Source organism: Octadecabacter ascidiaceicola (assembly GCF_900185015.1).
Taxonomy (GTDB): domain Bacteria; phylum Pseudomonadota; class Alphaproteobacteria; order Rhodobacterales; family Rhodobacteraceae; genus Octadecabacter; species Octadecabacter ascidiaceicola.
The window spans coordinates 943,916-956,068 of record NZ_FXYD01000001.1 but is presented as its reverse complement, the minus strand read 5'-3'; the positions used below and the strand labels follow the sequence as shown (position 1 = coordinate 956,068).

The following is a 12,153-nucleotide window of genomic DNA, read 5'->3' as shown; positions in this document are numbered from 1 at the left end:
TATCTTTATATCGGTTCCGACAGTCTTGGCCTGATCCGCGACTTGCGTTTCAGATGATGGCGGGGGACAAAAGGTTTCAACCATGAAAGTTCGCCCATGCCCGTTGATACAAACGCTCAGACAAAGCTCGCATTTGTTGCCAGCGATGCGCCTATTGCGCAGCAGGCCAAGGCCGCGCTGACGTCACAATATGGCGGCGTTGAGGTCGACGAGGCCGATATTATCGTTGCCCTCGGCGGTGACGGTTTCATGCTTGAAACCCTGCACGGCACCCAACATTTGCCCGCACCAGTTTACGGGATGAACCGTGGCACAGTTGGCTTTCTGATGAACAGCTATTCGGCGCAAGGGTTGCGGGATCGCCTCGCGAAGGCCGAAGAAGAGGTGATCAATCCTTTGCACATGGCCGCGACCTGTGTCGATGGGACTGAACATAAGGCATTGGCAATCAACGAAGTTTCGCTATTGCGCGCTGGGCCGCAGGCGGCAAAGCTGCGCATCCATGTTGACGGCAAAATGCGCATGGAAGAGCTGGTTTGTGACGGGGCGTTGCTGTCCACGCCTGCCGGATCGACGGCCTACAACTATTCCGCCCACGGGCCGATCGTGCCGATTGGATCGAACGTTTTGGCGCTGACCGCCGTTGCCCCGTTCCGACCGCGACGTTGGCGGGGGGCGTTGCTGCCCAAAGCCGCACGGGTGACGTTTGAGGTCACGAACGCCAAAAAACGCCCTGTGAATGCGGATGCCGACGGAATATCCGTCAAAGACGTGGCCTCAGTTGATGTTTGGTCCGCGCCGGAAATCGAACACCGCATTCTGTTTGATCCGGGGCATGGATTGGAAGAACGCTTAATTAGAGAACAATTTGCGTGAAGTGTTTATCGTTCGTCGCCGCTGTCGCTACACTTTCCGGCTGCATGGAACCAGTGTATTCTGTTCAAGGGGCAATACCGTTTGCACAAGTGTTAGCTGAAACCGAAGGGCGCCCGTATGAATGCGTGGATTATGAACCCTCCACGAACAGCTGCTCGTCGATTTCGCAATTTGTTACCGTCGGTCCGAACGCGTTTCAACTGACCACAACAAGTCGGCCAACACCACATCTGCCAGCCATTGAGCTGACTACTGTTATGCGCGAACGCGGCGCTGTGATGTGCTCTGACCGTTCGAATATGGACCTTCGGTTCGCGCAAGCAGGGGCCACATTCCAGATGGAAGCGGTGCTGGCACAAGTCGAGATTGCAATCGCCGAAGACGAGCAATTCTGTGGTGGCTACGTCCGTGCCGGCGATAACTATATCTTCCGCGTCGTGTCGGGCGCCGCGACCGAAACCAAACCTATTCAAAACATTCAGTTTTTCGCGGAACCCAAAAGGCTTCGGGTCGAAGAATAAGGGTCCGCGTTAATCTTTCGCATATCCCATCGGCTTCAAGGCCTCTTTGATCTCATCCAAGATCGCGGGGTCATCAATCGTTGCGGGCATCTTATACTCAGCGCTGTCGGCGATTTTTACCATGATGCCGCGCAGAATTTTGCCGGAACGGGTTTTGGGCAGGCGATCAACGACGGTACAGAGCTTGAACGCCGCAACAGGGCCGATCTTCTCGCGCACCAGTTTGACGCAGTCTTTGATGACGTCTTCCTCGCTGGTGGTGGTGCCCTTGTTCAAGCAGACAAACCCCATCGGCAGTTGGCCCTTAAGCTGGTCTGTCACACCAATCACGGCGCATTCTGCCACGTCTGGGTGCGCGGCAAGGACTTCTTCCATGCCGCCCGTGCTTAGACGGTGGCCGGCGACGTTAATCACGTCATCGGTGCGCGCCATGATATAAAGGTATCCGTCTTCGTCGATCATACCTGCATCGCCGGTTTCGTAGTAACCAGGGAAGGTGTTGAGGTAGCTTTTGCGGTAGCGGTCTTCTGCGTTCCAAAGCGTTGGCAATGTACCGGGGGGCAAGGGCAGCTTGATCGCAATCGCGCCCAACTCGCCGGATGGCATTTCATTGCCCTCATCATCGAGGATTTTCATTTCGTATCCCGGAAGTGGAACAGACGGGCTGCCGAGTTTGACGTCCATCAGTTCGATGCCGACAGGGTTACAAACGCCCGGGTAGCCGAGTTCCGTCTGCCACCAGTGGTCGATGACCGGCTTTTGCAACTGGTCTTGCGCCCAGATGATCGTGTCAGGGTCGGCGCGTTCACCGGCCAAGAACACTTGGTCGAGGCAGCTCAGGTCGTATTTCTTAACGAATTCACCTGTCGGGTCTTCACGCTTTACGGCGCGGAAAGCGGTTGGAGCGGTGAAGAAGGATTTGACGTTGTGTTCTTCGATCACGCGCCAGAATGTGCCAGCGTCGGGCGTGCCAACGGGCTTGCCCTCAAACACAATTGTGGTGTTGCCGTGGATTAGCGGGGCGTAGCAGATGTAGCTATGCCCAACGACCCAACCCACGTCAGACGCGGCCCAGAACACATCACCAGGATCAACGTTGTAGATGTTCTTCATCGTCCAGTTCAGCGCAACCAAGTGGCCCGCCGTGTGGCGCACAACACCTTTCGGGGCGCCCGTGGTGCCGGATGTATAAAGGATATAGGCGGGGTGGTTGCCCTCGACCGGAACGCATTCTGCTGGCTCAACACCGTACTGGAAACCGTGCCAGTTGAAGTCACGGCCTTCGATCAGCTTGGCAACCTCTTGTTCACGCTGCAAAATGACGCAGAAGTCCGGCTTGTGCTCGGCCAGTTCAATCGCACCGTCAACAAGCGGTTTATAGTGGACCACGCGGTTTGGTTCCAAACCACAAGACGCGGCGATGATCGCTTTTGGGGTGGCATCATCTATGCGCACGGCGAGTTCGTTGGCCGCAAAACCACCAAACACCACTGAGTGCACAGCACCGATACGCGCGCAGGCAAGCATCGCTTCAAGCGCTTCAGGGATCATCGGCATGTAGATGATGACGCGGTCACCCTTTTCGACACCTTTGGCGCGCAGGGCACCCGCAAGGCTGGCGACACGGTTGCGCAGTTCCACGTAGGAAATCTCGCGCTTAGTGTGGGTGATGGGGCTGTCATAGATGATCGCGGTTTGCTCACCGCGGCCATTTTCAATGTGGCGGTCCACGGCGTTGTAACAGGTGTTTACCTTGGCATCGCTGAACCATTCATAGAGCGGGGCGTTTTCATCAAACAGCGCTTTGGTGGGCTTTTGATCCCAATCGATGGCTTCAGCTGCCTTCATCCAGAACGCTTCTGGATCGGACTGCCAATTTTCGTAAACGTCGCGGTATCCCATGGTATTCCCCCCTATTTGCCATAGGGATAGGCCGTGCAGGGGGCGTTGAGCAAGGCTGTTAGCGCCGAACCTGCGCAGAGTTTGCAAAATGTCGCAGGTGATGGTTGCAAATATTTGCAAACAGCAGTTCACCGCGCCTGTTTGCTAAGTCGCGCACGGCGTATTGCAAAGTTGCGAAAAGCTGGGCTTGCTGTTGGCAGGTGGATTCGTCATTTTGACGGACCAAGCATTCTGTAAAGGCTACCCTTATGTTTCGTTCATCGGCGCTGTCCGTTCTTATTTTGGCGCTAGCTGGATGCATGACACCAAGCGATGACGGACATGGCGCTGGGATAGCGGATACGCGTATTACCTTTGCGTCCCCAGATCCAGAAGGTGGCCCGATCATCTTTGAATTTTATGCAGACGGCACGGGGCTACTTGTCTTTGACGAGGTTGCCGAACGGGGGCAGACTCCGCTGAATTGGCGGGTTGAAGGGGCGCAGGTCTGTTTGTCTTCGCAGGAGCGTCCGCGCGATGAATGCAGTGCCTTCACACTAATTGGCACGACCTTAACGCTCGTCGATGTGGACGATATGGTTGGGACAGTTACGCCGCTTTAACCATAATTCTTGACCGGTGTTCCGGCAATCGCAGCCATATTTAGCAAACCGCGGGGCGTGATTGACGGCGTTACGATGTGTGCGCGATTGCCCATGCCCATCAAGATCGGCCCGACCTCAAGGCCTCCCGCTTTCATTTTCAGGATGTTGCGCACACCGCTTGCGGCGTCTGCATGGCCAAAGATCAGCACATTGGCAGCACCTTTCATCCGGCCATGTGGCAAAAGGCGTTCGCGCAGGTCTGGATCTAGCGCCGCATCTACGTTCATCTCACCTTCATAGGTGAAATCAACTTTCTGGGCGTCAAGAATAGACATGGCGGCGCGGATACGTTGGCCCGTGTCGCATTCCAGATTGCCGAATTGGGATTGCGCACAGAAGGCGATGTTTGGCGCGAGACCAAAACGTTTCACGTGACGTGCGGCGCCGATCGCGGTTTGCGCAATCTGTTCGGGTGTCGGTTCAGAGCGCACGTGCGTGTCGGCGATGAACAAAGGCCCGTCCTCTAAGATCATCATGCTCAACGCACCCTGAACTTTGTGGTCTTTGCCCAAGATCTGTTCGATGTAATTGAGGTGCCAGCGGAACTGGCCGAAGGTGCCGCAGATCAGGCTGTCAGCTTCGCCGCGCTGGACCATGACGGCGCCAATCGCTGTGGTGTTGGTGCGCATTACTGCACGAGCAATGTCAGGTGAAACGCCCCGGCGGGACATCAGAGAGTGATAGGTCCCCCAGTAGTCGCGGTAACGGGAGTCGTGTTCCGGGTTTACGATGTCTAGACTTCTGACGTCGATATCGAGGCCAGCTCGTTCTGCGCGGGCTTCAATAACCTCAGGGCGGCCAATCAAAACGGGTGTTTCTGTGGTTTCTTCCAGCACGGCTTGCGCTGCACGCAACACACGCTCGTCTTCGCCTTCAGCAAATACAATCCGGCGCGATGCGGTTGCAGCGGATTCAAACACCGGACGCATGAGCATTGCGGATTTGAAGACAGACGCGTCAAGTTCTGCTTTATACTCTTCCAAGTCGATCGTTTTGGTCGCCACGCCCGTTTCCATCGCTGCCTTTGCAACGGCAGATGCAACGACCCCCATGAGGCGTGGGTCGAACGGTTTGGGAATAAGGTAGTCCGTGCCGAACGTCATTTGCTCACCCTTATAGGCGGCGGCGGCTTCTGCGGATGTGGTGGCGCGGGCGAGGGCGGCGATGCCTTCAACACAGCCGATCTGCATCGCATCATTGATCTCGGACGCGCCAACATCCAACGCACCGCGAAAGATGAACGGGAAGCACAGCACGTTGTTCACCTGGTTCGGGAAATCGCTGCGCCCTGTGGCCATGATCGCGTCTGGCGCCACTTTGCGGGCATCGTCGGGCGTGATTTCAGGGTTCGGGTTGGCGAGGGCGAAAATGATCGGGGCCTTCGCCATTTTCTCTACCATTTCAGGCTTTAACACGCCGGGCCCGGACAGACCGAGGAACATATCCGCGCCACCAATTACATCATCCAATGTCGCGGGTTTGGTCCCTTGGGCGAACTCTGCTTTTTGCGGCGTCATGTCCTTTTCGCGGCCCTCATAAACAAGGCCCTCAATATCGCACAGCCAAACGTTTTCGCGTTTCACGCCGAGTTTGAGCAGCATATTCAGGCATGCAATTCCCGCCGCGCCGCCCCCTGTACTGACGATCTTGATGTCTTCGAACTTCTTTTTGGACACCATCAGCGCGTTCGTCGCTGCGGCCCCAACAACAATCGCGGTACCGTGCTGGTCATCGTGGAAGACCGGAATATTCATCCGCTCACGACACAGCTTTTCGACGATGAAACATTCCGGCGCTTTGATGTCTTCAAGGTTGATCGCGCCAAAAGTCGGTTCCAGCGCGCAAACGATATCGGCCAGCTTTTCGGGGTCCGGCTCGTTCAGCTCAATATCAAAACAGTCGATGTTGGCGAATTTCTTGAACAAAACCGCCTTGCCTTCCATGACGGGTTTACTGGCCAGCGCCCCGATATTGCCAAGCCCCAACACAGCAGACCCGTTGGTCACAACCGCGACAAGGTTGCCACGGGCGGTGTAATCCTGCGCCGTTGTCGGGTTTTCCTTAATCTCAATGCAGGCTTCTGCCACACCTGGGGAATAGGCCCGCGCAAGGTCGCGGCCGTTGGCCATCGGTTTGGTCGCGCGAATCTCCAACTTCCCGGGCTTCGGGTGACGATGGTATTCCAAAGCCGCCTGTCGCAGCGTTTCTTTATGGGCGTCTGAAGGTGTGTCAGCCATGCTTTTGCCTATCTATCAGAGGGCGGATTAAAATTAGTTTAACGTTAAACTATATTCTTGCGGTTACGAAAGCCCTAACCCCGCTATAGGCGTAAGACGCACTTACTTGCAAATCCGAAAGGTCAGAAGCAGTCTGCAAGTATGACCACTACACCCGAAATTCGTGCCGCTGTCTGCCTCTCCTCGACTGATTTGTCGGGGGATATCAATTTTTTCACCAAAACGTTGCAAATGCGGATGGAGAGCATTTATCCAGCGGACGACCCAACGACTGTTGTGCTTTTCGGGCATGGGCTGCGCGTGCGGCTGGACCTTTCGGGCGCGAGCGGGGCAGGACGGGTACAAATTCTGTCAGGTGATGCGGAGTTTGCGGAGAGTTCGCCGCTTACGTCGCCCGGCGGCACGGTAGTGGAAATAGATGCGCTCAATCCACCCCTTCATTTGCCCGAAACTGACCACGCATTTGTTGTGCGCCGCCTTGCGGACCAAGCGCCGTGGGTTATCGGGCGCGCGGGCATGCATTACCGCGACCTCATTCCTAATCGCCTTGGTGGGTCGATCATCGCCAGCCATATTCGCATTCCTGACGGCGGACCCGTGCCAGACATGGTGCATTATCACAAAGTCGGCTTTCAGCTGATTTATTGTTACCGTGGTTGGGTCGATGTTTTGTATGAAGACCAAGGTGGCCCGATCCGCCTCCATGCCGGCGATTGCTTTATCCAGCCCCCAGAAATCCGCCACCGCGTTCTTGAAGCATCAGACGGGATTGAGGTGATCGAGATTGGCGTTCCTGCGGAACATATCACTGAAATCGAACATGAAATGACGTTGCCGACACCTAACCTGCGGCCTGATCGCGAATGGCAGGGTCAGCGGTTTGTGCACTACGTTGGCGCGGAATCGCCATGGTCGCCGTTCCGCCTAAACGGGTTTATCGCCCGTGATACGACGATCAATGATGCCACCAAGTCTGTGGCGGGTGTGCAAGTGGTGCGGCGTGGCGAGGGTACTCCTGAATGGACAAGGCACGACGCCGACATTCATTTCACCTTTGTGATGGAAGGCGAGATGACGTTGGAGGGTGAGGGCAAAGATCCTTATAGGCTGGTCGCGGGCGATGCTTTTGTCCTCCCGCCGAACATGGCAACGCGATACAACGACCCCAGCGATGATATCGAACTGCTAGAAGTCACGCTTGCCGGAACGTTTAGCACTTCTGCGGCTTGAACTTACCGAGATTGCGGCCCACTCTGACCTGAACAAAGAGGAGCAGCCATGTCCTTGTTGGATGACGCCCGCGCTGTGCGCGAAAACGCCTATGCACCCTATTCGAAATTCAAAGTTGGTGCTGCGCTGCGTACGCCAAGCGGCGCTGTGTTTAAGGGCATAAACGTTGAAAACGTTGCCTACCCCGAGGGGACCTGCGCCGAAGCGGGGGCAATCGCTGCGATGTGTGCCGCCGGAGAGCGTGAAATCGCCGAAATCGCCGTGATCGCAGATGCGCCCGCACCTGTGCCGCCCTGTGGTGGCTGCCGCCAGAAGATCGCTGAATTTGCGGGGGCCGATGCGGTTGTCACTATGTCCACAATGGATGGCACGACGTTGCAAATGACAGTGGCTGATTTGCTTCCAGGCAAGTTCACCGCGGATCACATGGCGAAAACCTGACATGGATGCACGTGCGATCATAGCCAAAGTCCGTCGGGGCAAAGACCCTAGCCCAGATGAATTAACGTGGTTTGCCAATGGTTTGGCGACGCGCGCTGTGTCTGATGCGCAGGCGGGGGCGTTCGCGATGGCCGTGTGTTTGAAAGGGCTGGGTGACGAAGGGCGCGTCGCGCTGACGACCGGAATGCGCGACAGCGGCGACGTGATGAAGTGGGATTTGCCCGGCCCAGTGTTGGACAAACATTCAACGGGTGGTGTTGGTGATCCGGTTTCATTGATCCTCGCACCTGCGCTTGCGGCGTGCGACGTTTTCGTTCCAATGGTGTCAGGGCGTGGCCTTGGGCACACGGGCGGCACGTTGGATAAGCTTGAGGCGATACCGGGGCTGAGCACCGATGTCCCACCCGCCACATTCCGCGCGATCACCCGCGACATTGGGTGCGCGATCGTCAGTGCGACAAAGGCCATCGCCCCTGCTGATAAACGTTTATATGCCATTCGGGATGTAACAGCGACCGTCGAGAGTGTTGATTTGATATGTGCGTCCATCCTATCCAAAAAGCTCGCTGCGGGTCTTGAGGGGTTGGTGTTGGACGTCAAGGCGGGCAGTGGTGCCTTTATGAAATCCCCAGCAGAGGCTATGACGCTGGCAAATGCGCTGGTGTCGACGGCCAATGGCGCGGGCACGCCGACGGCGGCTTTCATAACCGATATGTCCCAACCCCTCGCCCCGAGTTTGGGGAACGCGGTCGAGGTTGCGACATGTCTTGAAATCCTTTCAGGTAACCGTTCTGCCGCGCCTCGTTTGCATGATCTCACGGTAGCCCTTTGTGCGCGTGTGTTGGCCTTGGCGGGTCATGCCGAAGGTGAAGCCGAAGAGCGCGTGAGTGCTGCGATTTCATCAGGCCATGCGATGGTGTGTTTTGCATCAATGGTGCGTGCCATGGGCGGGCCGCCGGATATTGCCGAAGATTGGCACACGCACCTACCTAAGGCCCCTGTTATTGGCGATGTGCTTGCGCCTAAAGACGGCACAATCGCGAGGATCGATGGTGAGAAGCTTGGCTTAACGGTGGTTCAGATGGGCGGGGGGCGGCAGGTCGAAACGGACCGGATCGACCCGCGCGTCGGGCTTTCGGATGTTTTGCCGCTTGGCGCCAAGGTGTCGCGAGGTGACCCTATAGCGACTATTCATGCCGCTGACGAAGACAGTGCGCAAGAGGCGGCCCATGCAACGCTTCGCGCGATTGAAATCGGTGAACCAACTGAAATTGAAGACCTTATTATTGAGCGGATCAACCCATGAGCCAAATCGAAAATCGTGCCTTTCTCATTGTGATCGACAGCGTCGGCATCGGTGGTGCGCCTGATGCCGCTGATTTTTTCAATGGTGATACGCCTGACACAGGCGCCAATACGCTGGGCCATATTGCGCAAGCTTGCGCGGCAGGGCAGGCAGAAGATGGTCGATCTGGCCCACTTAAAATTCCAACGTTGAATGCGTTGGGGGCGGGGGCTGCGATGACACTATCAACAGGTCTCGATCTTGGTTGGCCTGCGCCAACGGGTGCCTATGCATCAGCGCGTGAAGTCAGCATTGGGAAAGACACTCCTTCGGGCCATTGGGAGCTTTCTGGCGTTCCTGTTCCGTGGGATTGGCACACTTTCCCAGACGTAACACCGACTTTCCCAGATGACGTTACTGCGCGCATTTGTGAGTTGGCGGAGACTGATGGCATCCTTGCCAATTGTCACGCCTCAGGCCTGCAAGTGATTGAAGATTTTGGTGCTGAACATATCCGTACAGGCTGGCCGATTTGCTATACTTCGGTGGACAGCGTGCTTCAGATCGCAGCCCATGAGGAACATTTCGGGTTGGATCGGTTGCTTAAGCTCTGCCAAGATCTTGCGCCAATGCTGCATGATCTAAAAGTCGGACGCGTTATTGCGCGCCCGTTTGTGGGCAAAGACGGTAATTTCGAACGCACCCTTAACCGTCACGACTACGCCATTGCACCGCCGTCCCCAACACTTTGTGATTGGGTGCAAGAGGCGGATCGATCCGTGCAAGCAATTGGTAAGATTGGTGATATCTTCTCAATGCGCGGCATTGATGAGGTGCGCAAAGGGGCAGACACGACCCTTATGGAGCATCTGTCAGACATGATTGAAACCGCGCCGGACGGCGGATTTGTCTTCGCGAACTTTGTGGAGTTTGACAGCCTTTATGGACATCGCCGAGACGTGTCCGGCTATGCCCGCCATCTTGAATGGTTCGACGCGGAACTTGCGAAGTTGCTGCCAAAACTGCGGGATGGGGATATGCTTTGCATCACCGCCGATCACGGAAATGACCCGACATGGGTTGGAACCGATCATACCCGCGAACAGGTGCCGGTTCTTGTTCACGGGATTGGCGCACGCGACCTTGGGCAGATCGATTTTGTTGATGTCGCCGCTTCCATTGCGGCACATTTGAAGATACCCGCGCAGGGCAACGGACGGAGTTTTTTATGACCTATAAGTCGATGCCAAAAGTGGAACTTCACACCCATATTGAGGGCTGCGCGCCGCCTGCATTTATTCGCAGTCTGGCGAAGGAAAAATCGATTGATATAAGTGGGATATTTAATGCGGATGGCACCTATGCCTACCGTGATTTCAATCACTTTCTCGAAGTCTATGAAGCCGCCTGTACAACGCTGCAAGGGCCGCAGGATTTCTATCGGCTAACCAAAGCGGTATTGGAAGAAAGCGCATCTCACGGTGTGGTTTACCAAGAAACGTTCGTTTCTCCTGATTTCTGCGGCGGTGGCGATGTTTCTGCGTGGCGCGAGTACCTCGCGGCGATTGAAGATGCGGCAACTGAGGCGGAGCGAGACCTTGGTATTACGCTGAAATGTGTTGCCACCTGCGTGCGCCATTTCGGCGGGGAAAAGGCCCAAGCCGCCGCCAAATGTGCTGCTGAAACCAAAGGGGATTTCGTGACGGGGTTTGGTATGGGAGGCGCTGAAACATTCGGAAGGCCTGCTGACTACGCCTATGCGTATGATATGGCACGGGAAGCCGGCCTATCTTTGACTTGCCATGCCGGAGAGTGGGGCGGTCCGGAAATGATCGCGGAAACGCTGCGCGACCTAAAGGTCACGCGTATCGGCCACGGCGTTGATGCCATCAAAGACCCCGCCTTGATGCAACAGATTGTCGAAACAGATGTTACACTTGAGGTTTGCCCCGGCTCGAACGTGTTCCTTAAGGCGACTGGCGGTTGGGCGGATCACCCTATACAGAAGCTGCGCGATGCGGGGGTAAAGGTTACGGTGTCAACGGATGACCCACCGTTCTTTAGCACGACAATGACAGATGAATTTAACATGCTCGCCCAGACATTTGGCTGGACCGAGGATGATTTCAACGAAGTTAACCAGACAGCACTAGCTGCGGCGTTCTGCGATGCTGATACCCGCGCAACCGTCGCCAAACGATTGGAACAAGCATGACCAAACTGCCCCACCTTACCCACGTGCAACACCCGCTGGTGCAACACAAGCTGACGTTGATGCGCGACAAAGACACGCCAACGGCGGTGTTCCGCCAGCTTCTGCGTGAGATTTCACAGTTGCTCGCCTATGAGGTCACGCGCGAATTGCCGATGACGACGAAGCGGATTGATACCCCGATGGAGGCGATGGACGCGCCGACACTTGAGGGGCGTAAACTGGCGCTGATTTCGATTTTGCGGGCGGGCAACGGGTTGCTTGATGGGATGCTTGAGCTGATCCCATCGGCGCGGGTTGGCTTTGTCGGGCTCTACCGTGACGAGGAAACGCTGCAGCCCGTTCAGTACTATTTCAAAGTGCCCGATCACATGGATGAGCGGCTTGTGATTGCTGTCGACCCAATGCTGGCGACAGGGAATTCGTCGATTGCGGCGATTGATTTGCTCAAGAAATCGGGTGCGAAAGACATCCGATTCTTGTGTCTGCTCGCCTCGCCCGAGGGGATTGCTGCCATGAAAGAAGCCCATCCCGATGTGCCGATTGTGACAGCTTCGGTAGATAGCCATTTGAATGACAATGGATATATTGTGCCAGGGCTAGGGGATGCGGGAGATCGCATGTTTGGCACAAAATAAGGGGGACAATCCCTTTACAAATTAGGCATTGTTCGGCATTGTTCCACAATATCTTGTGGGGACAACTATGTATATTTTCAGTCGAAGCTCTGGCTTGCTTTCAACCGTTGCGGTGGTTGCTGCGTTGATCGGCGGTGCCGCAAGCGCGCAGAGCCTACGGAACTCAA

General features: G+C 56.0%; 11 protein-coding genes. 9 read left to right on the top strand and 2 right to left on the bottom strand.

Annotated features, from left to right (window positions below):
* The first annotated feature begins 96 nt into the window (after positions 1 to 96).
* Both OCA8868_RS04730 and OCA8868_RS04725 read left to right on the top strand, forming a co-directional pair.
* The gene (locus OCA8868_RS04730; RefSeq protein WP_093995347.1) at positions 97 to 876 is read left to right on the top strand and encodes an NAD kinase; all 780 of its coding nucleotides are present in this window, start codon (positions 97 to 99) and stop codon (positions 874 to 876) included.
* A complete protein-coding gene (locus OCA8868_RS04725) occupies positions 873 to 1,397 on the top strand; it encodes a hypothetical protein (protein ID WP_143849506.1) in 525 nt (174 codons plus the stop codon). The genes OCA8868_RS04730 and OCA8868_RS04725 overlap by 4 nt, the downstream gene beginning before the upstream one ends.
* A 9-nt stretch (positions 1,398 to 1,406) precedes the next feature.
* Here the strand turns inward: OCA8868_RS04725 and prpE are convergent, their stop codons facing one another.
* Positions 1,407 to 3,299 (bottom strand): propionate-CoA ligase PrpE, encoded by a 1,893-nt coding sequence (gene prpE, locus OCA8868_RS04720; RefSeq protein WP_093995345.1) that lies wholly within the window; start codon positions 3,297 to 3,299, stop codon positions 1,407 to 1,409.
* 248 nt (positions 3,300 to 3,547) lie between these two features.
* Between prpE and OCA8868_RS04710 the strand changes: the two genes are divergently transcribed.
* Positions 3,548 to 3,901: a hypothetical protein gene (locus OCA8868_RS04710; RefSeq protein WP_093995343.1), complete on the top strand. Its 354-nt coding sequence runs from the start codon at positions 3,548 to 3,550 to the stop codon at positions 3,899 to 3,901.
* Here OCA8868_RS04710 and OCA8868_RS04705 read toward each other — a convergent pair.
* Complete coding sequence (locus OCA8868_RS04705) at positions 3,898 to 6,180, bottom strand: NADP-dependent malic enzyme (RefSeq protein ID WP_093995342.1); 2,283 nt, start codon at positions 6,178 to 6,180, stop codon at positions 3,898 to 3,900. The genes OCA8868_RS04710 and OCA8868_RS04705 overlap by 4 nt on opposite strands.
* A 141-nt stretch (positions 6,181 to 6,321) precedes the next feature.
* On the opposite strand from OCA8868_RS04705, the gene OCA8868_RS04700 reads away from it, so the two are divergent.
* From OCA8868_RS04700 to upp, 6 genes are read left to right on the top strand one after another with little or no spacing between them, the layout of a single operon-like run.
* Positions 6,322 to 7,410 (top strand): cupin domain-containing protein, encoded by a 1,089-nt coding sequence (locus tag OCA8868_RS04700; protein ID WP_093995341.1) that lies wholly within the window; start codon positions 6,322 to 6,324, stop codon positions 7,408 to 7,410.
* A 48-nt stretch (positions 7,411 to 7,458) separates the two neighbouring features.
* Positions 7,459 to 7,851 carry a cytidine deaminase gene (locus tag OCA8868_RS04695; RefSeq protein WP_093995340.1) on the top strand — a complete coding sequence of 131 codons (393 nt, stop codon included), beginning with the start codon at positions 7,459 to 7,461 and terminating at the stop codon, positions 7,849 to 7,851.
* 1 nt (position 7,852) lies between these two features.
* The gene (locus OCA8868_RS04690; protein WP_093995339.1) at positions 7,853 to 9,157 is read left to right on the top strand and encodes a thymidine phosphorylase; all 1,305 of its coding nucleotides are present in this window, start codon (positions 7,853 to 7,855) and stop codon (positions 9,155 to 9,157) included.
* Positions 9,154 to 10,368: a phosphopentomutase gene (locus tag OCA8868_RS04685; RefSeq protein ID WP_093995338.1), complete on the top strand. Its 1,215-nt coding sequence runs from the start codon at positions 9,154 to 9,156 to the stop codon at positions 10,366 to 10,368. The genes OCA8868_RS04690 and OCA8868_RS04685 overlap by 4 nt, the downstream gene beginning before the upstream one ends.
* Complete coding sequence (locus tag OCA8868_RS04680; protein ID WP_093995337.1) at positions 10,365 to 11,351, top strand: adenosine deaminase; 987 nt, start codon at positions 10,365 to 10,367, stop codon at positions 11,349 to 11,351. The genes OCA8868_RS04685 and OCA8868_RS04680 overlap by 4 nt, the downstream gene beginning before the upstream one ends.
* Positions 11,348 to 11,986 carry a uracil phosphoribosyltransferase gene (gene upp / locus OCA8868_RS04675; RefSeq protein WP_093995336.1) on the top strand — a complete coding sequence of 213 codons (639 nt, stop codon included), beginning with the start codon at positions 11,348 to 11,350 and terminating at the stop codon, positions 11,984 to 11,986. The genes OCA8868_RS04680 and upp overlap by 4 nt, the downstream gene beginning before the upstream one ends.
* Positions 11,987 to 12,153: the final 167 nt, after the last annotated feature.